Genomic DNA, 25,419 nt, shown 5'->3' with positions numbered 1-25,419 from the left:
TTCAGAAGCGGGTGTGATGTCTAGCGATAGGTTTAAATCAAAGAAGGCAGGGGGTATGGAAGTAGTAGTCCAAAGCCGCTTATAACGGCTTTGGACTTAAGAGCATCAGGTAGGAATATCTTTAGCGACTTCAGACAGGCAATCCACTATCTGGTCAATATGTTGTTTCTCGATAATCAGCGGAGGAGACAGGGCTATGGTATTACCCATGCTTCTGACCATGACGCCCTTGTCATAGCACTGCTTGAGAATATCAAAGCCGATAGGCTTGCCATGACTTTGTTCGGCAAACTGAACGGCACCAATCAAACCATAGTTGCGAACATCAACAATGCTGGAGTGGTCTTTCAATGAGTGCAGAGCGTCCTGCCAGTAGGCACCAATTTCACCACTGCCGCGAGTCAACAGGCCTTCTTTTTCGTAGATATCCAGCGTCGCCAAACCTGCTGCGCAGGCGACCGGATGAGCTGAGTAAGTGTAGCCGTGATAAAACTCTACAGCACCGTCAGCCGCCGCATCGTTAATGGTGTTGTAGATCTCGGTTTTGGCAAAGACTGCGCCCAGAGGAACAATGCCACTGGTGATCCCTTTGGCCGATGTCATCAGGTCAGGTTGAACATCAAAGGTGTCAGCGGCAAAGTTGGCACCCAGACGACCCCAGCCAGTAATAACTTCATCAAAGATCAGCAGGATATCGTGCTGGTCACAGATATCTCGCAGGCGACGCAGGTAACCTTTTGGCGGCATGATAACACCGCCTGCGCCAGCAACAGGTTCAACAATGACGGCAGCAATGCTGTCAGCACCATGAAAACTGATCAGGCGCGCCAGTTGTTCGGCCTTTTCAACACCGTCTTCCGGCAGACCTTTGCTGAAGGCACTGGTAGCGACATCCAGAGTATGATCCAGATGATCCACTGGCAACAGTGGACCAAAGCCTTTACGGTTAGGTGTCAGGCCACCGACAGAGATACCGCCGAAATTCACACCGTGATAACCCAGTTCGCGGCCGATCATCTTAAACTTGCCTTTGTGACCGCGAGCCTGCTGATAGGCTAAAGCGATTTTCAGAGCTGTTTCTACCGCTTCAGAACCCGAGTTGGTAAAGAAAACCTTATCCAGACCTTTCGGTGTGAACTCCACTAGACGTTCAGCAAATTCAAAACCGATATCATGACCAAAGTTAAATGGAGATGTGTAATCCAGTTCGGCCACCTGGCGGGACATGGCCTCGCCAATTTCTTTACGACCATGACCGGCATTAACACACCAGAGACCGGCAGTGGCATCCAGTAGCTGTCGTCCGTCGTCACCGTAAAGGTGCATACCTTCAGCACGGTTGATGATTCTCGGGTTAGCCTTGAAGTCGCGATTGGCGGTGAAAGGCATCCAGAAAGCGTCATAGCCAGGTTTTTTATTCATTATCAGCACTGCTTCTGTTGTTATTTTATAAGTGTGAAGACATACGCAATCGAATATTAACTGCTGTTTTCCCGCCTGCAGCGAGCAAACAGCTTATGAATTGGTATATCCGGGTACTAACAAGCAGATTAGTGTTGTAGGTTAGTCAGGACAATTTCATCGATTCAATATAAAGTTTTAGTGGGCTCAAACTATCTCTTTTCGTTCACTGACTTCTGCTTTGATAAATTCAACAAAAACCCTTGCTGCACTGGATAGGTAATGGCTCGACTTCCAGCCAAGCCCCAGCTCCAGAGGAATAGCGGGCTCGAACGAAACCGTAGTCAAGGCATCGTCTTCGTTGAGAATCAATGACAGGCAGGTACTCACTCCCACTTCCTGTTTAACCAGTGATTTCAATAGCTCGGTCAGATTGGTCTCAAACTGGATGTTGGCTTCAATCTGATGTTGTCGACAATGTCTGCTGACCGCTTCCCGAAGAAAATATCCCTCTCGAAACAGTACCAGTGGTTGCTGACAGAATTCAGACAGAGTGATGCTGTCACGATTGGCAAAAGGATGCTGCTCTGGCACGCAAGCAACAATCTCTTCCTGCAACAAAGTAATAGAACGTATCTGTTCATGACTGCGGTCAGTGCGAATCAGCGCCAGATCCAGTTGGCCTTCCAACAGCATTTTTTCCAGTGTGGCAGTGCCAGCTTCATGAATATTGATCTGTATGCCCGGATAGGTCTGTTTGAATCGAGCCAGTGCGTCGGGCAGAAAATAGGAGCCCAGCATCGCAGAGACACCAAAGTTGATGACTCCCGACGTCAGTCCTTTTAACTCCTGCAGCTCTTTTTGCGCCTGCTCGACATTTTCCAGAATGTTGCGAGCGTGTTTTCGCAATACTTCACCATCGGCGGTCAGACTCATTTTTCGTTCAAGACGATTAATCAGTTTCAGTTCCAGCTGATCTTCCAGCTTTTTCATGCTGATACTGAGGGCTGATTGGGCAATACCCAACTGCTCTGCAGCACGAGTGAAATTACCGGTATCAGCCAGTACGGTAAAATACTGAAGTCGTTTAATATCCATGCAGTTCTGCTATTGGTATATAAAAAATATATGGAAACTATATTGTTAATATATTTTTAATTGCAAGTTTTCGCTCTTATAGTTCCGTCACAACAACAAATAACAGCAGTCAGAGCTATTTATCATCTGTATCTGACTGAACGAATGCGACAAGGGACATAGTCATGACTGCAGCAGCCAGCGTTGTACGCTACGAAGGTTTTTCCGTAAGTAACCACCCTGAGAATGCCAGAGTTCAAGTAGTGACTCTGGACAAGGCAACCATTGATCGTTTTGAAGAACTGTCCAGCAAGTGGCAAGTACAAGCGTTGGAATACAAACCATTTAACCGTTTTGCTGTGGCTGATGCCCTGGATAAATGTTGTGAAGGTCAGTTGGGCAAGTTTCTGGTTAAAACCATGGAAGACCGTGATGCCGGAGCCTTCCTGCTCGAAGCGGACGAGGCGGCCCAGAAAGCTTATGTGAACACTGAAGAACAGCGTGAAGCTTTTGTAAAACTGGCCACTGCAATTTCTCATCTGATTGGCCTGCCTAACTTCGACTCCATGGCCGGTAAATACTACGCACGCTTTACCGTTCGTAACGAAGACAATAGCGACAGTTATCTGCGTCAGGCTCATCGTCGTATGGAGCTCCATAATGATGGAACTTATGTCAATGAACGCACCGATTTCGTGCTGATGATGAAGATGGCCGAAGAAAACATGGAAATGGGTGACTCTCTGCTGCTTCACGTTGATGACTGGCAGGATCTGGACAAGTTTTATAATCATCCAATGGCCAAGCAGAACATTCGCTGGACTGCGCCCCCGAGCAAAAACATCGGTTACTCTATTGAGCACCCGATCTTCTTCGAAGAAGATAAAAACGGTAAGCCGCACATGCTGTTCATTGATCAGTTTGCCCAGCCGGAAAACATGCAGCAGGGTCTCTACCTGTATGAAATGGGTGAATCTCTGGAAAATGAAAGTAACTGCAGCAACATCCGTGTAAACACCGGCTCAATGCTGGTGGTTCAGAACCATTGCTGGCTACACGGTCGTGACAAGTTTGTTGCTCATCCGGGTCTCAAACGTGAGTTGATGCGCCAGCGCGGACATTTCACCCGCTAATGATTGTTGTCAAATAAGTCTTAGAACCTGCAGTCATTCTGGCTGCGGGTTTTTGTGTTTTAAAGCAGAACTGTTGATCTCGGGGAGTAGGGCAGTGAAAAAAGTATACGACTACATCATAGTGGGCGGTGGCATTGTCGGCATTTCAACCGCCTGGCAGCTGCAGCAGCGTCACCCTGATAAATCCATTCTGGTTCTGGAAAAAGAAGCAGGCCTGTCGCTGCATCAGACTGGCCATAACAGTGGTGTCATTCATGCCGGTGTTTATTACGCTCCAGGCAGCCTGAAAGCAGAGTTCTGCAGAGAAGGCGTGGACGCCACAATTAACTTCTGCAAGAAGCATGAGATTCCTGTCGAGAACTGCGGCAAACTACTGGTAGCCACCAGCGCTCTGGAAATGGAACGTATGCAGGCACTCTATGAGCGCTGCGGCACGAATGGTATTGAAGTTGATCTGCTTGATGCAGAACAGCTGAAAGAAGCTGAGCCCAATATTGTAGGTCTTGGTGCTATTCGAGTTAAAACCACCAGTATCGTTAACTACCGTCTGGTCACCGAAAAAATGGCGGAAGAGTTTGTTGCTGCGGGTGGTGAACTGAGTATGCAGACTGAAGTGGTTGATATGGCAGAGTCACCGCTGACCATAACCGTTAAGGCTATAAAAAATAATCAGCCTGTCAGCTTGGAAGGGCGCTTTTTGGTGTCCTGCTCGGGTCTGATGGCTGATCGTGTAACGAAAATGCTGGATATAGAAACTGACTTTCAGATCATTCCTTACCGTGGTGAATATTATCGTTTGTCGTCAAAACATAATCAGGTGGTCAACCATCTGATCTACCCGATTCCTGATCCTGAATTACCGTTTCTTGGCGTTCACCTGACTCGAATGATCGATGGTTCAGTGACAGTTGGACCCAATGCTGTACAGGGCTGGAAGCGGGAAGGATATGGCAGGATTAATATCAGTTTGAAGGATATCTGGGACATGGTTCGATTCCCCGGCTTCTGGAAGGCCAGCTTTGCCAATTTGAAAACAGGCCTGATTGAAACCAAAAATTCCTGGTGGAAGCCGGGCTACCTGAAGCTGGTTAATAAATACTGTCCGATGATTAAACTGGAAGACCTTAAGGCGTATCCGGCCGGTATTCGTGCTCAGGCCGTGATGAAAGACGGTAGTCTGGTACATGACTTCCTGTTTGCCGAGAGCAAGCGAAGTCTTCATGTCTGCAATGCACCTTCTCCGGCGGCGACTTCAGCGATTCCTATTGGGAACTATATCTGTGACAAGATTGATGAACGTCAGCCAGTGACGGAGTCAAAGGTTCCTGTAGCGGCTTAACTATCATTTGACTAGGTTGCAGGTCTTTGTGATCGATCAACAACCTAGTTGAGTTACTTATTTAGTTTGCTTGCATAGGGGAGAAACGGTGTAAATTGTTGGACTTGTTTTCCACGCTGCACCCGAAATCATATCAACAGGTATAGTGATTAGGCCAAAATCAATAAAAATACCCAGTAAAGAAGTTGAGTCGAATGTTTCACCAGTTTCAATTATAAGATCTTCGCAACCGTCTTTTGTTACTTTGATAGTATGAACCTTGCCTCTCTTCACTTGTGCAATAGCGTCATCGTATCCCCGTTTTACACCATCTACATAGATAAGTGTGCCTTTCTCTAAAGAGTTAATTGTGACTGTGTCTTGCGTGCCCTTGATGGTAGTTGCACAGCCAGTAAGGAAAATTGAAGTTGCCAAAGCAGCAGTAATGAAATACTTCTTCAAGTGTGTCGCCTTATATATAAAAAATATTGATATGTAGAAAGCGAGAAGCTTAGCCTTGGCTGTCATTTGGTTCTATCGTGGGTTGCCGAATAGTACCCCTATTCAAAAAATACTCTGTAATACCTGCATAAACCGATCTCTGATTTTTGACGTTGCTGAAGTATTTCGAGTAATGGCCATAATATCCAGCTTGTAAAAACGGTTGCCTTTATCAATCACTTTTAGTTGTCCTGAATCTACGTAATTTTGAGCATAGTGCTCTGGCAGAAAGCCAATAAGCCGCGAAGACAGAATTAGCGCCAGTCGGGATTCATAGTTGTAGGCTGTGGCCTTTTGATTCATCTGAGCCAGATGAATATTGATATTGTCGTGGGCTTTGAAGCCAGCATGAACCGCAGGTGTGCTGTTAATAATTTCGTCAGTCAGTTCATCGCTGTTCAAAGGAAACAGCGGATTGCCTTCGGCACAGTAGAGGTAACAGGCATCACTGTACAGGTGTCGATAGTTCAGACCATCCAGACTGCGATGGTAGGGAATAAAACCAATATCGGCTTCCTCGTTCATGACCATGCGTTCAATCTCGGTCATTCGAGCGACTTCCGCCGTGATATGAACTTCGCTGGCCAGCTTTGAAAAGCGCTCGATAGTTCTTGGTATTTTGGCGCGATGATCAAGACTGATGGTATCACTGAAAGCAAGATTCAATTTTCCTGTCATACTGCTGTCAAGGTTGTTGATCGTACCTCGAAAATCTTCCAGTTCCCCCAGCAGTTTAATGGTTGCGTCATAAACCACAGCACCTTCGTCTGTCAGTGAAAAACCGGCACGACCGCGACGGCAGAGTGTCAGGTTTAAGCGGGCTTCCAAATTGGAAATATGAATGCTGATGGTCGATCGGCTGATATTCAGCTCGGTTTCGGCCGCTGAAAAACCACCGCAGTCCACCACGGTTTTAAAGATTTTCAGCTGTTTGATCTCGTAATCCCCGATCTGTCCAATCGGAATAGAGATTCCAGTCATTGTTTAGCGTCCATAAAACTAAAGATTTGTGCGAAATCATATAATCGACGGGCTGCACTCTGCTAGGATTTCAGATCAAATCAACAATAAAATTTCTCTATCAGGCAGTTCATCATGCACCTCTCTGATCTTACTCTCTCTAAAGCTTATATTGATGGCCAATGGATTCAGGCCGATTCTGGAAAGACTGCGATTGTCGTTAATCCGGCCAGTGGCGAACAGGTTGCCACTGTTCCTGATATGGGACAGGCTGAAGCGGAAAGAGCCGTCATAGCTGCCGATGTCGCTTTCAAAAGCTGGAAAAAAACCACCGCCAAGCACCGTGCCACTTTAATGAAAAAGTGGTTTGACCTGATGGTGCAGCATGCTGACCAGCTGGCAACCTTGCTGACCACTGAACAGGGTAAACCTTACAAGGAAGCCTTTGGTGAGGTTATGTACGGTGCGTCGTTTATTGAATGGTTTGCCGAAGAAGCCAAACGTGCCTATGGTGACCAGATCCCTTCCGCGTCGCCATCCACACGATTTCTGACCCTTAAGCAGCCGGTGGGTGTTGTAACGGCTATCACACCATGGAACTTCCCTGTCGCCATGATTACCCGTAAGGCTGGCCCGGCTCTGGCTGCTGGTTGCACTGTAGTGATTAAACCGGGTGAAGATACACCGCTCTGTGCGCTGGCCATGGCGAAACTGGCTGAAATGGCGGGTATCCCTGCCGGTGTTATTAACGTGATTACAACCTCTAAACCAGCGGAGGTAGGTGAAGTGCTCTGTACTCACCCATTGGTACGCAAGGTGTCGTTCACTGGCTCTACCCCGGTCGGCAAACATATCCTTCGTCAGGCGGCAGACACGGTTAAAAAGGTCTCTATGGAGCTGGGCGGAAATGCACCTTTTATCGTCTTTGATGATGCAGATATCGACAAGGCCGTTCAGGGAGCAATGATCTCCAAGTATCGTAATGCCGGGCAAACTTGTGTCTGCACCAATCGCCTCTATGTTCATAATGACGTTTACGATCAGTTTATCGAGAAGTATGTAGCGGCGGTTAAAGCTTTGAAAGTAGCGCCGGGGCTGGAAGAGGGTTCTGAAATAGGGCCACTGATTAACCAGAAAGCCATCGATAAGGTTCAATCATTGATTACTGTTGCTGTGGATCAGGGTGCAAAACTGATTGAAGGTGGTCAACAGTCTGCTCAGGGAGATCTTTTCTTCCAGCCGACGATTCTTACCGAGGTGACAGATAAAATGGATATCGCCCATCAGGAGCTGTTCGGACCTGTGACGACGGTCTTCCGTTTTGAATCCGAAGACGACGTAATCGAGCGAGCCAATGATACGCCCTACGGTTTGGCGGCTTACTTCTACAGCCAGAACCTGAGTCGTGTATGGCGGGTCAGTGAAGCGCTGGAATACGGCATCGTAGGTATTAACGAAGGCATTATCTCTACCGAAGTTGCCCCCTTTGGTGGTGTTAAAGAGTCCGGCTGTGGTCGTGAAGGGTCGAAGTACGGTATTGAGGATTATATGGAAATTAAATACCTGTGCATGGGTATTGATGTTTAAGAGACTGTCTGTGTATTGGGCACTGCTTTATTGAGGCAGTGCCCAAGCTATCTTTAGTGGCTATTATTTCAGTGCTGAAGCTATTCCTGAAGTCATTTCATTGACCCCTTCTGACAGCGCCTTCACCAGTGCCGGGTAACCATCGTCTTTCAGCGGAACAGTTATGTTGAAAGATTCAATAATCGGAGGTTTCTTCGAATGAAAATTTATCTCCCAGTTTCCGGAGACCTCCGCATTACCGGTATAAGAACCATTAAAACGATTCAGTAGAATGGTGACTTCAGCTAGGACTTCCGACTGCTTTGATGGTTTTGGGTGTACCGGACGATAATGGATTTGACTGGTTTTCAGTTCAACAACCACTCGTTGAGTAATCTGTGCAGCAATATCACTGGCCCAGAGGTGTTTTTTTGCCTGCACGATCCGTGAGTCTGATACCTGATAAACCAGACTCTGGTCGTTAAGGTGATCAGGCAGTTGAACCGTTTTAACGACAATCAGCGGTCGTTGTGCATTATCCGTCGAGTTTGAATTCTGGATTGGCAGCAAATATAAACGGGTGGGTGTCTGGTTGGTGGTTCCGCAGCCAGTCAGTATCAGTGACACAGTAAGGAGTGCACTATGAAGGAATGCACTATGAAGGAATGCACTATAGACGAGTTTCATTATTGCACTCCTTTTATTGAGTTTGCACCCACTGGGCTTGCTTTAACAGGAGTCGGATCCTGAGCATTGCCGTTACCAAAGATTAATGAATCCGGCTTTTGGTTAAGCTGTCGAAGTACGGGTTTAAACTCACTCATTACCTGTTTCACTTCTTTTAACGTTGAGTCCAGTCTTCGGTACATTTCAGAATCAGGGCTTATGCCTTCCAGCGTCTGTTGCAATTGCTGCATGGTCTGATGTAGGTCGGCAGGTAGTGCCTGAGTATCCTGACTGGCGAGCAGTGTTTTCAGGCTGTTAGCTGTATCTTCAAAGGACTTGATGGTTTTTTGTGAGGTCGCCAGTGTCTTGTTTATTGACTCAAGGGTTTCTTCTATAGGTAACTGATTCAGCTTCTGCAGCAAATCGGTAACCTGCTTCTGAACCTCGGCAAAGCCACCCCGTTGAGTGGGGAAAACAGGGTAGCTGTCGAATTTTTCCGGGCCACTCATATCCTGATCCGAGTAGTAATCGGTATCAATATACAATGCACCAGTGATTAAATTACCTGTCTTCAGTTTTGCTTTCAGGCCGCGTTTAAACTCTCCATCCATTGCCGCTTTCAAGCCAGAAAGTTCTTTGGTGGTGATGGCACCATAAACACGACCTAATTCAATTCGAACCAATACAGGAATGCTGTGTGAACCCAGATTTATCACTTCACTTTGATTGCGTAAGAGCACTTTCATAACCGTACCGATTCTTATGCCTCGATACTCGACCGGAGCTTTTGGCTTAAGGCCGCGAATGGATTCGTCAAATAACAGGACAAACTCCAGATACTTGTCATACATCCCTTCCTTAACTTGATTGGCATCATCAAAGAGCCGGAATTGCTGCATTTGTTCAGCCGGTTCAGGCTTGGATCTACTGTCTGATAATGACGCAAAGGTAACACCGCCCTTCAGCAGGCTTTCCAGAGAATCGACTTTGACTTCTATTCCTTCTGTATCCAGCTTCATATCAATGCCGGAGCTTTGCCAGAAATAGCTTTCTGATGACACCAGACGGTCATAGGGTGCAAAGATAAAGAGCTGGTAGTGAGCCTGACGGTCTTCAATATCAAATGAAGTCTGCTCGACACGGCCAACAGTAAAACCTTCATAAAGAACCGGATCGCCGACACTGAGTTTTTCCGCTTCCCTATGGGTTAAGACCAGCCTGATGCCTTTGGTGTTGGGCGGCGCAATAGGAGGTTGATCAAGTACGGTATACCGGTCACGTTTGGCTTTTGAAGAGCCGGGTTGCAGCTCAAGATAAGCCCCGGATAAAAGTGTCTCCAGCCCGGAAATACCCTCGGCACCGATGCGAGGCTTAACGACCCAGAACAGCGTGTCTTCTTTCAGCATACGGGCGGCATCATGGTTCATCCGGGCTTTGGCAATGATATGATCGTAGTTCTTGCTGAGTGTGATGTTAGTGATAGTGCCGACAGTGACATTCAAGGCTTTAATCGGTGTTTTTCCTTCCTCGATACCTTCTGCAGTTGGCAGTTTAAGGATGATCTCGGGTCCCTGATTACTGATGTGTTGAAACAGCATCGAGGCACCAATAATCAACGCCACAATGGGTACCAGCCATATGGATGACCACTTTCTCTGGGGAACTGTTGTTGCCTGTGTACTTGTCTCACTCATACGTCGCTTTCCGGGTATTTATAAGGCGTGCTATCAAATCGTGTCTGCCAGAGCAGTCTGGAATCAAAGGTTATCGCTGACAGCATGGTTAAAATGACCACGCCAGCAAAGGACAGCGCGGCAGGCCCCGGATAGATGGCCATAACGTTTTGCAGCTGTACCAGCGCCACCAGAATGGCAACCACAAAGATATCGATCATGGACCAGCGACCAATAAACTCGGTGATGCGGTAGATTTTCAGTCTCGACTGGCGCTGTGATCCAGAGACCTCAACCTCTTTTCCGGCATGGCTAAACAGCCAGGCCAAGGCCATCATCTTTGCCAATGGAATCAATACGCTGGCGGTGAAAACGACGATTGCAACGGGGTAGGAGCCCAGATGCCAGAGCAGTATCACGCCTTCCATAATGGTCGAGCCCTGTGACTGGCCAAGGCTAACGGTATACATCATCGGATAAAGATTGGCAGGAATATAAAGAATGACTGAAGCAATCAGCAGAGCCCATGATCTCTGCAGATTATCTGACGGGTGGAATGGGTGCAGTTTTTTTCCGCATCTCAGGCAAAGAGCTTGGTGTTCAGCCGCTGGAACGGGGTTGAGTTGATGGCAGGTATGGCAGGCCAGATGGTTTTCTGATTCATGACAGTCACCGGCAGCGACACCGGTTATATTTCTGCACTGAAGAAACTGATTCCAGAGCCAGAACCGGTCAACCATGGAGAGGCATTTCACCATCAGTATTGCAAACGCACAGAAGGCCCAAAAGGAGCTGCCCAGTGCGACATCAGCCAGTGAAGCAATTTTAATCAGGCTGACCAATACGCCGACCAGAAATACGTCAACCATCAGCCAGGGCTGAATAAAGAACAGCCATCGGCACATGATAATACAGCGGTGAAGGGCTCGTTTTTTTAGGCCCGACTTTGCGGATTGGGCCGCTTTCCCATACAGGTAACCCAGGGTTGAAAGGTAGATGGCGGGTAATACAACCACCGTAATAAATAACAAGCTGCCCAGTAGCGCATTCTGATTGAGGGATAATATTTCTGCTGCGTGCAGGAGTTTTATTTGTTGCGAAAGTCCCTGAACGCTGAACGACAGAAAGGAAAAACTTAAACTTAATACCAGCATGATCAGGCTGGCGATAACACAGGCCATCATGGTGTGAAACTGATTGTAGGAAACTTTGGTCAAGGTGTGACGGCAGCGCGGGCAAACGGCTTTTTGACCGGGCTCCACTACAGGGACTTCTACAACTATGCCGCACTCTTCACAGGCGATCAGGGGTGCTGTTTCTCTATCAGATAACACGATCAAATCCTGCTGGTGCTGTATGAGAGCTGAAAAGATGACTGGGGATCCTGATTTTAGCTCATATTATCAACTGCGAGTTGTTACGAAAAATAGACGACAGATTGTACTTTGCTGAACAGTCGCTTACTACGTGGGAAGCAATAAAATCAGGTCGGTTTCATTAAGATTAGCTACTGTTTTTTTCTGGCCATCTTGCCGTTTAAAGAAAGGTTAGTGTGTTGAAACAAGAATGTTTGATGAAATTTAACTTAAAGGTTTGATCACTTTAAAACTTTACTTGGACAGAGGGGCATTTATTAGCAATGTCTTAATTGTAATTATTCTGAGCAACCATGACGTAGATCAATTTTCCTGTTTCGATGGTGCTTGAGCCCCTATAGACGCTGGAAACATCTGGTTGCTCTCACAGCCTGTGATATTATAAAGACAGCAGGCGACGTATAAAAATAATGGAGTAAGATTATGCTCTCCTCTTCTACCAAGATGAAGAAAATGCTGAAAAAAGCCGTTGCCGGATGCACCTTGGCGGTTTCAGCATCCATGGCGATGGTCCCTAACGCTTTTTCTGCCGAACACAACTGGCGTTTTGCCAACCTCTATTCACGGGGCACAGCTTACGGTGAGGTTTATCAGAATTTTGCTGACAATATTGAAGCTATGTCCGGTGGTCGCATCAAGGTACAGATGATGTACGCCGGTGAAGGCGTAGGGCAGACTGGTATTCTGGGTTCTGTGAAGTCCGGTCTGATGACCATGGGCGCACCTTTCCAGGCTATGCACGCTGGTGAGTTTCCTCCAGGTGTGGTTGAAGTCGGTCTTCCTGGTACTACCTCTGATGTCGGTGAACTGAGTGCATTGTTCCACGAGAAAGGCTGGAATGAAGTGCTGACCGAAGCCTATGGCAAACAGAATATGGTTTATCTGGAGCCGTACATTCAGTTGCCGGTTTACGTGCTGACCAAAAAACCAATTAACACCATTGAAGACTTCAAAGGCATGAAGATTCGTGCACCTGGTGCTTACGGCAAGTTTCTGCGTAACCTTGGGGCTTCTCCTGCTTCTCTGTCCTGGAGTGAGATTTACACCAGTCTGGCGACTGGCGTTATCGACGGCTCCATCGGCAGTAACCTGATTGATCACCGCGACGGTAACCATGCGGAAGTTGCCAAATATATGTATCGCCTGCCTATTGCTGGTGCCCAGACTCTGCCTATCGTCGTAAACAACAATGCCTGGAAGAAGCTGTCTCCGGACCTGCAGGCGATTGTTCGCTCTGCCAGTGCTGCTCATGCCCGTGAACAGATGACCAAGTCCCGTGTCTGGGAATCTCAGGCCGTTGCGGATATGGAAAAGAAAGGAATGAAGTGGAGCCCTGAGCCAAGTAAGGAAGACGTTGCTGGATGGAATGGTGCTGCTGAATCTCTCTGGGTTGAATACGCTAATGCTGACAAGTACAGCAAGCAGCTGGTTCAAATTCTCCAGAAGTAAAAGACCTCCTTACAGGTAGCTGACTGGTAATCTCTGGTCAGTTTTCTGTCTTTTCAAAGTCGTTCAGTGTCGTGTGATAGCTTCAGGTTGTCATGCGGCGTTGCTTATCAGGCAGCCGGGAGCCGAAAGGACAGCAGTGTCTTTGACTGATCGGGCTCTCCAGAAAATCAGGACAAGCTGTTATGTTCAAGATGCTGTTGCGAACTTGCTGTGTGGCCATAAACCGGCTGGTGTACTGCACCGGTCTTTCCGCTTCCCTGTTAATGCCGTTTTTGGCGTTGACGGTCGCTTTCGAAGTTTTCTCCCGTTATGTGCTCAACGCCCCAACCATCTGGGCCTACGATGTATCCCTGTTTTTGTTCGGCTATATCGCGGCACTGACCGGCGCTCTAGCGCAGCAGAAGCGCTCTCACATTATTGTTGATGTGCTTTACCTGGCTGTGCCGGATCGAATTAAGGCGCTGTTTAACCTGTTGACCTATTCATTGGCGGTCTTTTTCCTGAGCGTTATTTTTTATATGAGTCTGGGCAAGTTCGAAGAAGCGATGGAATTTGACTACCGTCGTCAATCCGAATGGGCGCCGTCCATGGCGCACTTCTGGGTCATGATGATGGTGGCCTGCACCATGTTTGTTCTGCAGTTTGTCAGTGATATGTTGCAGAGCAGCTACTTTCTTTTCACGGGTCAGAGGCTGATGCCAGAAACAGATGGCAGCTCTTCTGAAAATGAAAAAGTCACTAATAATGAAAGCGCCATTAAAAATGGAAACGTCTCCACAGGGAATGAAGTAAAAGGAGAAAATGCATGAGTATTGAAGTTTTAACTCTGCTGTTGCTGGCTTGTATTCTGGTCAGTTTTGCCCTCGGGGCGCCGGTTGGATTGGCGCTCGGTGGTATTGCCATGGCCGTTGGTTATATGACCTGGGGGGAGGGGATCTTCACTCTTATTCCCACAACCATTGAGAGCAATTTCTTCAGTTTTATTCTGCTGGCGATTCCTTTGTATATTTATATGGGGCAGCTGTTGACCCGTTCCGGTATTGGTGACGCCATGTTTAATGCCAGTCAGATGTTGATTGGACGTATTCGCGGTTCTCTTGCTATCAGTGTTATCGGTGTCTGCTCCATGATTGGCGCGATGGTGGGTATTATCGGTGCCGGCATTATGACCTCTGGCAGTATTGCCCTGAAGCCGATGCTTGATCGTGGTTACGATAAACGACTGGCGTTGGGCGTGATTATGGCCGGTGGTGGTCTGGGTATTCTTATTCCGCCCAGCATTCCCATGATCATGTATTCCGCGACCACCCAGAACTCTGTGGGTCGTATGTTTATTGCCGCTATCGTTCCAGCGTTGATTTCCATCACTCTGCTGGTGGCTTATGTGGTGATCAGCTGCAAAATGAATCCGGAAAAGGCGCCATTGGATACGGGTGATGAACGACAAATGTCGAAGCCGGAAAAACTGCGCACAGCCCGTGACGGATTCTTCTCATTGCTGCTGATTGTTGCAGTACTGGGTTCCATTATTACTGGTATAGCGACGCCTACTGAGTCCGGAGCTATTGGTGTCGTAGGGGCGATTCTGCTGGCTGTTTTGTTCAAACGATTCCGTTTTAGAATGTTTCAGTCGGCAGGTTTTGAAACCGCTCTGCTGGTCAGTGCTTCCATGTGGATTATTCTGGGGGCTTCGGTGTTCAGTAACTTTCATATGCTCAGTGGTGTTCAGAACATGGTGGCGCAGTTTACTCAGGATCTGGGTTTGCCTCCCATAGGCGTTATTATCCTGATGCAGGTGATCATGCTGTTGCTGGGTTTCATTATTGATGAGCTGATCATCGTATTGATGTGTGCTCCGCTGTTTGCACCGATAGTGGTCTCGCTGGGCTATGATCCGATCTGGTTCGGTATTCTGATGATTCTGAATATCGAGATTGCGGTTCAGACACCACCCTATGGTTTCGCCCTGTTCTACCTGAAGGGAATAGCGCCACCGGGGGTCACCATGATGGATATCTACAAATCCATCACGCCTTTTATTCTGCTGAAACTGCTGGTGTTGATCATCTGTATGCTGTTTCCGGAAGTGGTGCTCTGGCTGCCTAATATGATCATGGGAGAGGGGTAAAGCTCTCCTTGCACCGGCAAGTGACAAGCTTGCTGGTGTCTATTTCGTTTTTATCGTTTTGATTTCAATTTTCCTTCTGAGTCGACATTTTTCTGTCAGCCTGCCTTACTGACCTAACCGTTTACCGTAGCGCCCTTCGTCTCTATCGACATTCCTTACCTGTTTATTGCCTGCCCGTAATTACTGATCTTCAGTAGCAAATGTGAGCTTTCTATTAACCCACGTTGTAAGAAAGAGGATGTCATGCGTCGTTGTATTGTTGTGATGCTGTTGTTACTCGCCACCCGTCTCTATGCCACTGAATATGCCTATATCGACTGGCTTTCAAACCTTGATAAACAAGGGATTGAACTGTCTACTGAAGACTGGCAGACCTTGGTTAAAAAGCCCTCCCGCAAGGAAGTTGATCAACTGGTGATGAAATACGCTCACTATGTTGAATCGGGCAGGCTGGACAGGAAATTGTTTCAGCCGGGCTGGTATATAGAAGAGCCGGACTCTTTGTTATCAGCAAAAAATCAGCTGTCCATCAGTGAACTCAAGGCGTTGCAATCATCAATGCCGCAATATCCAGCCCTTATCAAAAGTCTGGCGGTCATGGAAAAGTGGCAACAGACAGCCGTTACAGAATTTCCTGACCAGCTGATCTTTTTTGAGGGTGACCAGCACCCCACTGTGGCACGGCTTAATCAGTGGCTGCTTGATCTTGACCTGGTTGATGAACTCTCTGGAGACATTTATACCCAGACTCATAAGGATATTCTGACCCAGGTACAGTTGAAGTTTGATCTGGGGCCGGATGGCAGGTTGGGCGTTCTAACCCGCCAGGCGTTACTGGCCATCACCAATGACAGAATACGTACTCTGAAAGCAAACCTCGAACGCATGCGCTGGCTGCCAAACCAGCTGCCATACCCTCATATAAAAGTGGATATTACCGGTTATAAAGTGGACTGGGCTGAAAGTCGTAAAAAGTCGACATTATACCCCGCCATTGTCGGTACCCGTTTCAAGCAGACACCTATTTTTAATGATGAAATAAAAAGCATTACCTATAACCCGGTCTGGAAAGTGCCACATTCTATTGCTGCCAGAAGTATGCTGAGAGCCGAGAAAAAGCAGCCGGGTTTTTTTAAAAAGGAAGGCTTCGTCGTTTATGAAAACTGGGATGACAGAGCACCTGTCATTAATCCCGAAACAGTAAAATGGCAAAAGCTGACGCCACGAACGTTTCGGTATCGTCTGGAACAGCAGCCAGGCGCTGTGAATCGTCTGGGTAAGTTCAAGCTGGATTTGCCGAACAGCTTTGGTGTCTACCTGCATGACACAGATAAGCCTGAACTGTTTGATAAACAGCGTCGTTCATTCAGCTCAGGCTGTACTCGAGTTAAGGGTATTGACCAGTTGATTGCGCAAATACTGGCTCTGCAGGAAAGCTTCAAAGATAAGCACAAAGACGGCTCTCCTACGTTTACCCGGACACTGAGTCAGAAAATCCCCGTCTATTTTATGTACTTTACAGCCTGGCCGGATGTTACTGGCAGAGTGAGATTCAGAGAGGATATTTATCAGCTGGATAATGCCCTGACCAGCTGGTTCTAAAAAATCGGTAGTTAACTATTGAGTTGTAAGATAAAGGCGGTCAAACAAACAGGTAGGGGACTGCTCTCTGACCCGATACAAGGCTGCAGGGCGGTTTGAGCCTCTTCGCAGTTTGCCGGTATCAATCAACAGGTCTTCCCTCAGGAAGCGATTGCGAATAGAGCGCATGGGTGGCGCTCTCTCCAGCAGGGTTTCAAAGACCTTCTGGATATCCGACAGGGTGAACTCTGCAGGTAAAAGGTAGACCGGTAAAGAACTGTATTGAATCTTGTTTTTTAAACGCTCCAGAGCCTGAACAACCAGACGCTTATGGTCGTAGGCCAGTAAAACTTCCGGTTCCCCCTCGGAAATCGTTACCCATTCAGCATCATCTGACTGCCAGGGATTATCTTCATGGCTCATCAGCGCATAATACACCACAGTCATTGACCAGCCCCGGCTGTCCCGGTCCGGACTGCCAATGGTTTCTACCTGTTCGAGATACGCTGTGTGTTGATCAGTCAGCGTCGCCAGCTGGCGGCGAGCTGTATCATCCAGACAGTCGTCAACCTGTGGTTCAATACGTCCGGCTGGCAGCATATAAAGCTGATCAAGTTTCCGTGTCAGTAGTTGCAGTTGGCCGTCAGCCATTCGAAATGCCACAACGTCTATGGATATGAGCGCTGTATTCAGGCCCATCAGCAACCTCCGTAAAATTTGTTAATGCCCAGTGTACACAACAATGCCTGTCATTAGAGAAAAGCTTGTTGATCGGCATCTTAATGAACTATATTCATTATGTTAGTGAATATAGTTCATTATGTCATGGAGGTAGACATGGTCATAACTCATTTATCCGGCAAGCCCTCGGAAGAGTCTCCACAGAAGCTGGCAGCATTTGATGTAGATGCCCAGAATTGTTTTACGCCACTCTGTCCGGAAGAGTTGCCGGTGCCTGATGGTCACCGCATTGTTGAAGCGTTAAACCGACAGGCTGAATTGGCTGACTTCCGGGTAGGGTCCAAAGATGCTCATCCGGAAACCGCTGTCTGGGTAGCTTCAGAAGAAAAACCTCAGCTCTCTCCCGTTAATGGTTATGAAAATTCCGACTTGCACTGGAATGCTCATGCTATTCCAGGCACCTTCGGTTTTCAGTTGTTGGATGGATTACCAGCAGTCACCGATTATGATTTTTTTGTCTGGAAGGGCGTTGAACCTGACTTGCATCCATACGGTGCCTGTTATCACGATCATGCAGAAAAACGTTCGACGGGTGTCATAGAATTTCTGCGCTGTCAGAATATCAAAACAGTACTGGTCGGCGGACTGGCTCTCGATTATTGCGTCAAACTCACGGTTCTTCAGTTATTGGCAGCAGGCTTTAGAGTTGTTGTTAACTTGTCAGCAACTCGAAGTTTGCAATCGTCTACCGGTAAGCAGGCCATTACCGGGATGGCGGAGGCAGGCGCAATTATGGTTAACGACTATGATGAGCTGGTCAGTGTCGTTGATTTACCAGACAGTCATAAGAAGGTAGTTTCTCATTGAGTATGTCTAATCCCATCATAACCAGTCTGTTGGATACCGATCTCTACAAATACACCATGCAGCAGCTAATGGTTCTCAGGTACCCGACGGCTCAAGCCCGTATGGCATTTCGCTGCCGTTCCGGGCAGCTGGATATTGCTGTTGAAGAGCTGCAGGAACAGATTGAGTGGCTGGGCGAGCTTCGTCTTTCTGAAGATGAACTTAACTGGCTGGCTTCACTGCCCTATATAGAGCAGAAGTTTGTCGACTGGCTGTCTGACTTTCGATTGAAACCGGAATCTGTTTCAGTACGGGAACAAAACGGTGAGCTTGCCATAGAAGTAACGGGTAACTGGGCTGAAATTACTCATTTTGAAATCTTCCTGCTGGCCATTGTCAGTGAGTCACAGTGTCGCTCGCAGTCTGAACAAGAGAGTGAAACGGTTGGCATGGCGCGTTTGCAGTCAAAAATAGATTTTCTCAAGGCGAATCTGGCTGCTGATGGTGAGGGCTTCAGGCTGGTGGATTTTGGTACCCGTCGTCGTTTCTCCAGAGAGTGGCAGCAAACCGTTGTTGAAACGCTTCAGCTGCAGATACCTGAGTATTTTGTCGGAACCAGTAATCTCAGTGTGGCGATGAAAACCGGATTGACTCCGGTCGGTACCATGGCGCATGAATGGCTGCAGGCCCATCAGGCACTTTCTGATCAGCTTCACAGCAGTCAAAAGGATGCTCTGACGGTCTGGCTAAAAGAGTATGCCGGTCAGTTGGGTGTTGCACTGACAGACACTATCAGTATGAAAGCGTTTCTAAGGGACTTTGATACAACGCTGGCTGAAGCCTACGTAGGTATCCGGCATGACTCTGGTGATCCCATTGAGTGGGGTGAACAAGCACTGATGCATTATCAGCAGCTGGGAATCGATGCTTCACATAAGCAGTTTGTATTCAGCGACAAACTCGACTTTAAGCGCGCACTACAGATTCATCAGCACTTCTCTGGTCGGGCGCAGACCAGTTTTGGCATTGGCACATACCTGACTAACGATATGGGGTTTCCTGCTCCCAACATTGTTTTGAAACTGGTTGAGGTGAATGATAAACCGGTGGCTAAACTGTCGGACAATCCTGATAAAGTTATGTGTCAGGATGAGCGTTATGTTCAGACACTTAGAAAATTGTTTGGTTGAAGTACATTTTCACTGTTCTATTGCCACTATCACCCCCACTCCGAGTTGTTCAAAGAGGTTAAGTTGTCCCAACCGCAGACGAATGTCGTATTTTTTGATCTTGAATATTATGTGCCTGAGCAGAGCCGGAAAAAGCAGGGGCTGGCATACAATCCCTGGGATTCAGAATGCCGGTTTCTGGGTGGCTGTTTTATGGCAGCCTCTGCCAGCCAGGATCTCCATGACGGAATAGATAACTACAGTGGCAAAATGGATGCCTTCTGGTTATGGAATTACCCTTCCGAGGCTGAGCTGGTTGAAGCAGTCTTCTATTATTTGAGTAATATCGCAGAGCAGGGCAGCAGGAATGGTAACCGTCGGGTGTCGCCATTATTGTGTGGTATTGGCATAACTCACTCGGATTTGCCGGTGTTGCTGGATCTGTTCAGGCGCTATGGACTGCTTGATAATCCAAAGGCTTTCGTATTTCAGAACCAGTTTCGTTCTCTGGATCTGTCTCAGCTGGCTGTGGCCATGTTCAACAACAGCAATCGTCTTCTTTATCCGAAAGCTAAAAATACCATTCTGTCCAAATACACACCGGATACATTATTTGAAAGTGGTCGTGCAGTCTGGACGCTTTATGAACAGGAAAAATATCGCATTATCGAAGAGAGGGTTGTCGAAGAGATTGCCTGCACTCACCGCGGTTATGTGGGAATTCTGGATGACATTCGCTATCTCAAAGGTCTGGAGCAGGAAGATAAAGAGATGCGTCAGAAATATATGGTTTGAGCCATTGCTCCGAAAGGCGTGCTGGTTGTTTTTCCATAGCGTCACCTGAGCTTCTGTTATGCCAATAACTGCAGGAAAAACAATTTATTAAAGCTGATGGTTGACGCCCCCCCCGGTTTTATGGAGAATGCGCTGCATCCAGACGAGACGTCTGTTTGTGGTGGGCCCTGTCGGTCCCCTCGCAATGTTCACCTGTGAACTCCGCCAGGCCCGGAAGGGAGCAACGGTAGCAGGATGAACATGTGCCGGGGTGTGGCTGGCAGGGTTTGCCTCCATCACTTAAAGCATGACTTGATCAAGTCAGCCAAATGCTTAAAATCAAATTGTTGACTAATCTTTCCTCGAACTATCTCTATGCACTGCTTCTTATTATTGTGTAGCGAATCGTGCAATCTTCATTCTTCTTGGTTAGCATAGAGCTTTCTTCATTCTACTGGTGTTAACGCTTTTCAATGAGCTATCAGGTTCTTGCGCGCAAGTGGCGACCACGCTCTTTTAAAGAGCTGGTGGGCCAGACACACGTCCTACAGGCACTGGTCAATGCCCTTGATCAGGATCGCCTCCATCACGCTTATCTGTTTACCGGGACACGAGGTGTCGGTAAAACAACCATTGCCCGAATTCTTGCCAAGTGCCTGAACTGTGAGCAAGGTGTCAGCTCGACCCCTTGTGGTGAATGTGCAGCCTGTCATGAAATCAATGACGGTCGTTTTGTTGACCTGATTGAAGTGGATGCGGCTTCCCGAACCAAGGTGGAAGACACCCGGGAACTGCTGGATAACGTTCAGTACGCGCCCACGCGAGGCCGCTTCAAGGTGTACCTGATTGACGAGGTGCACATGCTGTCGGCCCACAGTTTTAATGCTCTGCTGAAAACACTGGAAGAGCCGCCTCCCCATGTGAAGTTCCTGCTGGCCACTACGGATCCTCAGAAACTGCCGGTTACTATTCTTTCTCGCTGTCTGCAGTTTGGTCTGAAGAATATGACGCCAGAGCGCATTGTTGGCCATCTGGAAAACGTTCTCGGTCAAGAAACCATTGGCTTTGAATCTCAGGCGCTCTGGCAGTTGGCCCGTGCTGCTGATGGCAGTATGCGTGATGCACTCAGTCTGACCGATCAGGCCATCGCTTTTGGTAACGGTCGGGTGAATGAGCTGGAAGTGAGTGTCATGCTCGGCACGATCGACCAGGGACAGGTGATGAAAATGATCACCGCTCTGGCGGCAGGGCAAGCGACTGATGTGCTGGCGGCTGTTGCGGAGCTGGCAGAACATGCGCCGGATTATGCAGCCGTGCTGGACGATATGCTGGCCATGTTGCACCGGATTGCCATTGCTCAGGCGGTACCTGATGCGGTGGATAACAGTCAGGGTGATCGTGAACAGGTGTTGCAGCTGGCTTCCGGCATGATGGCTGAAGACGTACAGCTTTATTATCAGGTGGGTCTGGTGGGCAAGCGTGATTTACCTCTGGCGCCTGATCCTCGCGGTGGCTTTGAAATGGCACTGCTGAGAATGCTGGCCTTTCGTCCTGAGCCGGTGCTGATTCAGGGTGCTGTCAGAAGAGAACAAAGTGAACCTGCGGCGATTGCTGCTGATCCTGTTCCTTCTTCAGACAGTGAACCAGAGCCTGCGATTGGCCAGATAACTCGTGAAGTATCGGTTGCACAGACGCATCTCTCTTCACAAGAGCCTTCTCAGGAGGGCCCTCAGCAACAGCCAGTTTCTTCTTTTCAGAGTGCGGTTTCTGCGCAGAAATCAGAGCAGGAGACGGTTGAACCTGTAGGAATGGTTTCATCATCAACCGTTGCTGAACAGCCTGTAACGTATGGCGAGACTCATAATCAATCAGCGGCTTCAGCGGTAACACCAAGGCATGAAAACCCTCTGCCTGAAGATTTTTCGCCGTCACCAGCTCCGATAGCAACAACAGAACCAGCACCTGAAGCGGTTGGCAGTATTGAGAATCAGCCTGTAGTGGTGGAGTCTCAGGCTAATATCCATGAGCTGCCTCCGGTCGATGCCTACCAGGATTCCTACGCTGATGCGTCTGAACCTGAGCAGCCAGAACAGGCACAGCCACTGACTTCAACCTACGAAACCTATGCCGCCAGGGCGCAGCAGGAAAACAGCAATAGAGTTTTTGCTGATGCCCCTTCAGTGGAGGTTGTAGAAGAGCCAGAGCCAGTCATAGAGAGTGAGAAGGTTTCTCTGGCTGATCTGGATTCGACCAGCTGGATACCGGTTTTCAGAAGTCTGCCTCTGGCAGGCGTAACCCGAACCATTGCTTCTCACTGTGAATATCTGTCGCACTCATCCGGTAGAATCAGTCTGCGACTGGATGGCCAGCGCAGTACACTTTACAACGATACTCATAGAGAGCGGGCTGAAAAAGCCCTGTCCGATTATTTTCAGCAACCACTGCGCCTCTCTGTTGAGGTGGGTGTGGTTGCAGGCGAAACACCGGCCGCCTGGCGTGAACGCAAGATCGGTGAACGGCTGCAGCAAGCCAGATACAGTATTTTTAACGACAGTCATGTTCAGTCGCTGGTAGAGCGATTTTCCGGTGTCGTGCTGGAAGACAGCATCCGACCCATTGGAAATGTAATCAAATAACGCTACCAGATATTGTTATTGTAAGTAGCGTTATTAAGTAGCACTGTCACCTTGAGAACCTAAAGGAGTTGTTATGTTTGGTGGTAAAGGCGGTATGGGCAACCTGATGAAACAGGCCCAGAAAATGCAAGAAGACATGCAGAAAATGCAGGAAGAGCTGGCCAATGCCGAAGTGACCGGTGAATCCGGTGCAGGCCTGGTGAAAATCACCATGACCGGTCGCCATGACGTTAAGCGTGTTGATATCGACAGCAGCCTGATGGAAGAAGATAAGGAAATGCTGGAAGATCTGCTGGCAGCCGCAGTGAACGACGCAGTTCGTAAGGTTGAAGAAAACAGCAAGGACAAGATGGGCGACCTGACTTCCGGTATGCCACTGCCTCCTGGTTTTAAAATGCCATTCTGAGCCATTTGCTATCTGCTGGACACGAATTTACAGTTATTAGCTCACTCAGGTTGGGCTAATAGCTGATTAAGTATTCGACTGAACGTGTCCGGAAACCTACTGGAGACTTATGTTCAGTCCTTTAATCACGGAATTGATGGATGCGTTGCGATGTTTGCCCGGCGTTGGGCCGAGATCATCGCAGCGTATGGCTTTGCACTTGCTGGAGCATGACCGGGAAGGAGCCAGTCGAATGGCTAAAGCCCTGTCTGCTGCTGTTGAAGGTGTTGGCCGTTGCAAACAGTGCCGAACCCTGTGTGAAACCGAGTTGTGTCAGATCTGTAGTCATGCCGGGCGAGATAAAACCACTCTCTGTGTGGTTGAAACACCTTCTGATGTCGTAGCTTTGGAGCAGGCTGGAGGGTTTTCTGGTCGTTACTTTGTATTGATGGGACATTTGTCGCCTATTGATGGCATAGGTCCGGATGATATCGGTATCAATGAGCTGATGGCTCGAGTATCAGAGTATCAGGTCAAGGAAGTGATTCTGGCGACCAACCCGACAGTGGAAGGCGAAGCGACGGCTCATTATATTGCCGAAGAGCTGAAAGAGCTGGGCGTTGATGCCAGTCGAATTGCTCACGGTGTACCTTTGGGTGGTGAACTGGAATACGTCGATGGTGGTACGCTGGCGCATGCTTTGGCAGGTAGAAGAAAGCTCGAACTCTAGCTGACCCTGTAAAAGTGAATGTTTCAGTGAATTAGAAAGGGCGCTCAATTGGCGCCCTTTTTTTTGGTTGTTTTTTATCAGATATCAGCCGTAAATCTGGTGAGCCAGAAGCAGCGTGATAGCGTAACCAAAAGCGTAACTGATGGTCAGCATGGGCACATACTTCAGATAGCTCACAAAGGTCAGTTCCTTAACTTTACTCATGGCTATAATGCCAGCCGCAGATCCAACCACCAGTAATGAACCACCAACGCCTACGGCATAGGTCAGACCCAGCCACTCTGGTGTGGTCAGTGCCGGGTTCGCTTTCAGTAGAGCAGCGGTTAATGGCACATTATCCAGCAATGCAGAGCCAGCGCCGGCAAAGAAGTTGGATACATTCGGGTTGTAACTGGTGTAAACACTGGTCAGCAGGTCCAGAGTGCCAATCTCTTTCAGCATGCCAACCAACAGCAGAATTCCCAGGAAGAACAGTAAGGTATCAAATTCTACCTGGCGAATGTATTCCAGGGTTCTCAGTTCTTCCTTGTTACTGCGGAACCAGTGACCGACAAGGAACATAACCGACAAGCCCGTCAGGAAGGTCAGTACCGGTGGAATGCTGAAGAAGATATTCATGACCATGGTCATGATAATGGTGGTGAAAAATATGCCGGCGATAATCAGGTCGACAGTCTGAACCTGTCGTTGCACCGGTGTTGTACTGACTTCACCTTTGGCTCCCCTTGAGAAGAGTACTGCCAGCAGCATGACACTGATGGCCGCAGGCAAAAACAGAATCAGCAGTTCGGATATCTTCAGGTGACCACTGAGGAATATCATCAGTGTGGTGACATCACCGGTAATCAGGGCGACACCGCCAGAGTTTACGGCAAAGATAATCAGTACCGCCATACGTCGGCGCATTCGCTTATTCAGCTCAAAGGTTGTCAGCAGCCCTAACGAAACAAGTGTTGCGGTGACGTTATCGCAGATCGCAGAAAGAATCAGTGAGAAAAGAGCCACCTGAATCATCAGCATCCTTACGGACACTCTTTGCGGAAACAGTTTCTGTACCAGAATCTGGATCATGCCTTTGGCATTCAGGTAGGCCACAAAGGTCATAGTCGACATCAGAAACAACCAGAGTGTGGCAATTTCCAGCAGGTTTTCATTCAGGTTGTGCTCAACGAGCTTCTCTGCTGAAGGTGTATCCGCGGCAATAAACAGGGTGATCCAGGCGATACAGCCAAAAAACAGAGTGGTTTTGGCCTTGTTGAGGTGAGTCACTTCCTCAAAGACAATGCTCAGCAAAGCCAGAATGGCCAGTGAGATTAGAAAGGCATGTAGCATCGTTCAGGTGTCCATGTGCCGGATATTATTATGAAAT

General features: G+C 48.1%; 22 protein-coding genes and 1 other RNA gene. 14 read left to right on the top strand and 9 right to left on the bottom strand.

From position 1 onward, the window contains the following. Positions 1-105 precede the first annotated feature (105 nt). Together EOPP23_RS17810 and EOPP23_RS17805 are read right to left on the bottom strand one after the other, a co-directional pair. Positions 106-1,422: an aspartate aminotransferase family protein gene (locus EOPP23_RS17810; protein ID WP_153767354.1), complete on the bottom strand. Its 1,317-nt coding sequence runs from the start codon at positions 1,420-1,422 to the stop codon at positions 106-108. A 186-nt stretch (positions 1,423-1,608) separates the two neighbouring features. Then, a complete protein-coding gene (locus tag EOPP23_RS17805; protein WP_153767353.1) occupies positions 1,609-2,499 on the bottom strand; it encodes a LysR family transcriptional regulator in 891 nt (296 codons plus the stop codon). Between the two features lie 164 nt (positions 2,500-2,663). Between EOPP23_RS17805 and glaH the strand changes: the two genes are divergently transcribed. Together glaH and lhgO are read left to right on the top strand one after the other, a co-directional pair. Next, positions 2,664-3,611 carry a glutarate dioxygenase GlaH gene (gene glaH / locus EOPP23_RS17800; RefSeq protein ID WP_153767352.1) on the top strand — a complete coding sequence of 316 codons (948 nt, stop codon included), beginning with the start codon at positions 2,664-2,666 and terminating at the stop codon, positions 3,609-3,611. Positions 3,612-3,705: 94 nt separating this feature from the next. Then, entirely contained in the window at positions 3,706-4,950 is a 1,245-nt protein-coding gene (gene lhgO / locus EOPP23_RS17795; protein WP_370514809.1) for an L-2-hydroxyglutarate oxidase, read from the top strand. A gap of 57 nt (positions 4,951-5,007) precedes the next feature. Here lhgO and EOPP23_RS17790 read toward each other — a convergent pair whose 3' ends face one another. Continuing rightward, positions 5,008-5,457 carry a hypothetical protein gene (locus EOPP23_RS17790; RefSeq protein WP_153767351.1) on the bottom strand — a complete coding sequence of 150 codons (450 nt, stop codon included), beginning with the start codon at positions 5,455-5,457 and terminating at the stop codon, positions 5,008-5,010. 36 nt (positions 5,458-5,493) lie between these two features. Then, entirely contained in the window at positions 5,494-6,411 is a 918-nt protein-coding gene (locus tag EOPP23_RS17785; RefSeq protein ID WP_153767350.1) for a LysR family transcriptional regulator, read from the bottom strand. Between the two features lie 114 nt (positions 6,412-6,525). Between EOPP23_RS17785 and EOPP23_RS17780 the strand changes: the two genes are divergently transcribed. Further along, a complete protein-coding gene (locus EOPP23_RS17780; RefSeq protein WP_153767349.1) occupies positions 6,526-7,977 on the top strand; it encodes an NAD-dependent succinate-semialdehyde dehydrogenase in 1,452 nt (483 codons plus the stop codon). A 63-nt stretch (positions 7,978-8,040) separates the two neighbouring features. Here EOPP23_RS17780 and EOPP23_RS17775 read toward each other — a convergent pair whose 3' ends face one another. The 3 genes from EOPP23_RS17775 to EOPP23_RS17765 are packed head-to-tail and all read right to left on the bottom strand — an operon-like array spanning position 8,041 to position 11,629. After that, a complete protein-coding gene (locus EOPP23_RS17775; RefSeq protein WP_153767348.1) occupies positions 8,041-8,643 on the bottom strand; it encodes a membrane integrity-associated transporter subunit PqiC in 603 nt (200 codons plus the stop codon). Continuing rightward, a complete protein-coding gene (pqiB, locus tag EOPP23_RS17770) occupies positions 8,643-10,316 on the bottom strand; it encodes an intermembrane transport protein PqiB (RefSeq protein ID WP_153767347.1) in 1,674 nt (557 codons plus the stop codon). Before pqiB ends, EOPP23_RS17775 begins: the two co-directional genes overlap by 1 nt. Beyond that, positions 10,313-11,629, bottom strand: a complete 1,317-nt coding sequence (locus tag EOPP23_RS17765; protein WP_370514807.1) for a PqiA/YebS family transporter subunit — start codon at positions 11,627-11,629, stop codon at positions 10,313-10,315. Before EOPP23_RS17765 ends, pqiB begins: the two co-directional genes overlap by 4 nt. A gap of 465 nt (positions 11,630-12,094) precedes the next feature. Here EOPP23_RS17765 and EOPP23_RS17760 point away from each other — a divergent pair, with 465 nt between their 5' ends. From EOPP23_RS17760 to EOPP23_RS17745, 4 genes are all read left to right on the top strand, one after another. Beyond that, entirely contained in the window at positions 12,095-13,120 is a 1,026-nt protein-coding gene (locus tag EOPP23_RS17760; RefSeq protein WP_153767345.1) for a TRAP transporter substrate-binding protein, read from the top strand. Positions 13,121-13,302: 182 nt separating this feature from the next. Continuing rightward, positions 13,303-13,929, top strand: coding sequence for a TRAP transporter small permease subunit (locus EOPP23_RS17755; RefSeq protein WP_153767344.1), 627 nt, complete (start codon positions 13,303-13,305; stop codon positions 13,927-13,929). Further along, the gene (locus EOPP23_RS17750; RefSeq protein ID WP_153767343.1) at positions 13,926-15,248 is read left to right on the top strand and encodes a TRAP transporter large permease subunit; all 1,323 of its coding nucleotides are present in this window, start codon (positions 13,926-13,928) and stop codon (positions 15,246-15,248) included. Before EOPP23_RS17755 ends, EOPP23_RS17750 begins: the two co-directional genes overlap by 4 nt. A 243-nt stretch (positions 15,249-15,491) precedes the next feature. After that, positions 15,492-16,850: a L,D-transpeptidase family protein gene (locus EOPP23_RS17745; protein WP_153767342.1), complete on the top strand. Its 1,359-nt coding sequence runs from the start codon at positions 15,492-15,494 to the stop codon at positions 16,848-16,850. 15 nt (positions 16,851-16,865) lie between these two features. Here EOPP23_RS17745 and EOPP23_RS17740 read toward each other — a convergent pair whose 3' ends face one another. After that, positions 16,866-17,528 (bottom strand): NUDIX hydrolase, encoded by a 663-nt coding sequence (locus tag EOPP23_RS17740; protein ID WP_153767341.1) that lies wholly within the window; start codon positions 17,526-17,528, stop codon positions 16,866-16,868. Between the two features lie 138 nt (positions 17,529-17,666). Between EOPP23_RS17740 and EOPP23_RS17735 the strand changes: the two genes are divergently transcribed. From EOPP23_RS17735 to recR, 7 genes are all read left to right on the top strand, one after another. Then, positions 17,667-18,377: an isochorismatase family protein gene (locus EOPP23_RS17735; RefSeq protein WP_153767340.1), complete on the top strand. Its 711-nt coding sequence runs from the start codon at positions 17,667-17,669 to the stop codon at positions 18,375-18,377. A gap of 2 nt (positions 18,378-18,379) precedes the next feature. After that, positions 18,380-19,546 (top strand): nicotinate phosphoribosyltransferase, encoded by a 1,167-nt coding sequence (gene pncB, locus EOPP23_RS17730; protein ID WP_153767339.1) that lies wholly within the window; start codon positions 18,380-18,382, stop codon positions 19,544-19,546. Positions 19,547-19,609: 63 nt separating this feature from the next. Continuing rightward, complete coding sequence (locus EOPP23_RS17725; RefSeq protein WP_153767338.1) at positions 19,610-20,320, top strand: hypothetical protein; 711 nt, start codon at positions 19,610-19,612, stop codon at positions 20,318-20,320. Positions 20,321-20,488: 168 nt separating this feature from the next. Beyond that, an RNA gene (gene ffs, locus EOPP23_RS17720) (signal recognition particle sRNA small type) lies at positions 20,489-20,585 on the top strand. Positions 20,586-20,772: 187 nt separating this feature from the next. Continuing rightward, a complete protein-coding gene (dnaX, locus tag EOPP23_RS17715; RefSeq protein ID WP_153767337.1) occupies positions 20,773-22,935 on the top strand; it encodes a DNA polymerase III subunit gamma/tau in 2,163 nt (720 codons plus the stop codon). A gap of 73 nt (positions 22,936-23,008) precedes the next feature. Beyond that, positions 23,009-23,341, top strand: a complete 333-nt coding sequence (locus EOPP23_RS17710; RefSeq protein WP_153767336.1) for a YbaB/EbfC family nucleoid-associated protein — start codon at positions 23,009-23,011, stop codon at positions 23,339-23,341. A gap of 109 nt (positions 23,342-23,450) precedes the next feature. Next, positions 23,451-24,050 (top strand): recombination mediator RecR, encoded by a 600-nt coding sequence (gene recR, locus EOPP23_RS17705; RefSeq protein WP_153767335.1) that lies wholly within the window; start codon positions 23,451-23,453, stop codon positions 24,048-24,050. 84 nt (positions 24,051-24,134) lie between these two features. On the opposite strand, the gene nhaD is transcribed toward recR, so the two are convergent. Further along, positions 24,135-25,382 carry a sodium:proton antiporter NhaD gene (nhaD, locus tag EOPP23_RS17700; protein WP_153767334.1) on the bottom strand — a complete coding sequence of 416 codons (1,248 nt, stop codon included), beginning with the start codon at positions 25,380-25,382 and terminating at the stop codon, positions 24,135-24,137. Positions 25,383-25,419: the final 37 nt, after the last annotated feature.

This window comes from Endozoicomonas sp. OPT23 (genome assembly GCF_009653635.1).
Taxonomy (GTDB): domain Bacteria; phylum Pseudomonadota; class Gammaproteobacteria; order Pseudomonadales; family Endozoicomonadaceae; genus Endozoicomonas_A.
Note: the sequence above shows the minus strand (reverse complement) of the source record. Positions and strands in the feature narration are given on the sequence as shown.

Excerpts from the sequence above, each read along its gene's own strand:
- EOPP23_RS17805 (WP_153767353.1), bottom strand. The coding sequence starts at position 2,499 with ATGGATATTAAACGACTTCAGTATTTTACCGTACTGGCTGATACCGGT.
- recR (WP_153767335.1), top strand. The coding sequence starts at position 23,451 with ATGTTCAGTCCTTTAATCACGGAATTGATGGATGCGTTGCGATGTTTG.
- EOPP23_RS17750 (WP_153767343.1), top strand. The coding sequence starts at position 13,926 with ATGAGTATTGAAGTTTTAACTCTGCTGTTGCTGGCTTGTATTCTGGTC.
- dnaX (WP_153767337.1), top strand. The coding sequence starts at position 20,773 with ATGAGCTATCAGGTTCTTGCGCGCAAGTGGCGACCACGCTCTTTTAAA.
- EOPP23_RS17735 (WP_153767340.1), top strand. The coding sequence starts at position 17,667 with ATGGTCATAACTCATTTATCCGGCAAGCCCTCGGAAGAGTCTCCACAG.
- EOPP23_RS17775 (WP_153767348.1), bottom strand. The coding sequence starts at position 8,643 with ATGAAACTCGTCTATAGTGCATTCCTTCATAGTGCATTCCTTCATAGT.
- glaH (WP_153767352.1), top strand. The coding sequence starts at position 2,664 with ATGACTGCAGCAGCCAGCGTTGTACGCTACGAAGGTTTTTCCGTAAGT.
- EOPP23_RS17740 (WP_153767341.1), bottom strand. The coding sequence starts at position 17,528 with ATGGGCCTGAATACAGCGCTCATATCCATAGACGTTGTGGCATTTCGA.
- EOPP23_RS17790 (WP_153767351.1), bottom strand. The coding sequence starts at position 5,457 with ATGACAGCCAAGGCTAAGCTTCTCGCTTTCTACATATCAATATTTTTT.
- EOPP23_RS17810 (WP_153767354.1), bottom strand. The coding sequence starts at position 1,422 with ATGAATAAAAAACCTGGCTATGACGCTTTCTGGATGCCTTTCACCGCC.
- EOPP23_RS17780 (WP_153767349.1), top strand. The coding sequence starts at position 6,526 with ATGCACCTCTCTGATCTTACTCTCTCTAAAGCTTATATTGATGGCCAA.
- nhaD (WP_153767334.1), bottom strand. The coding sequence starts at position 25,382 with ATGCTACATGCCTTTCTAATCTCACTGGCCATTCTGGCTTTGCTGAGC.
- EOPP23_RS17710 (WP_153767336.1), top strand. The coding sequence starts at position 23,009 with ATGTTTGGTGGTAAAGGCGGTATGGGCAACCTGATGAAACAGGCCCAG.
- EOPP23_RS17745 (WP_153767342.1), top strand. The coding sequence starts at position 15,492 with ATGCGTCGTTGTATTGTTGTGATGCTGTTGTTACTCGCCACCCGTCTC.
- pncB (WP_153767339.1), top strand. The coding sequence starts at position 18,380 with ATGTCTAATCCCATCATAACCAGTCTGTTGGATACCGATCTCTACAAA.
- pqiB (WP_153767347.1), bottom strand. The coding sequence starts at position 10,316 with ATGAGTGAGACAAGTACACAGGCAACAACAGTTCCCCAGAGAAAGTGG.
- EOPP23_RS17755 (WP_153767344.1), top strand. The coding sequence starts at position 13,303 with ATGTTCAAGATGCTGTTGCGAACTTGCTGTGTGGCCATAAACCGGCTG.
- EOPP23_RS17760 (WP_153767345.1), top strand. The coding sequence starts at position 12,095 with ATGCTCTCCTCTTCTACCAAGATGAAGAAAATGCTGAAAAAAGCCGTT.
- EOPP23_RS17785 (WP_153767350.1), bottom strand. The coding sequence starts at position 6,411 with ATGACTGGAATCTCTATTCCGATTGGACAGATCGGGGATTACGAGATC.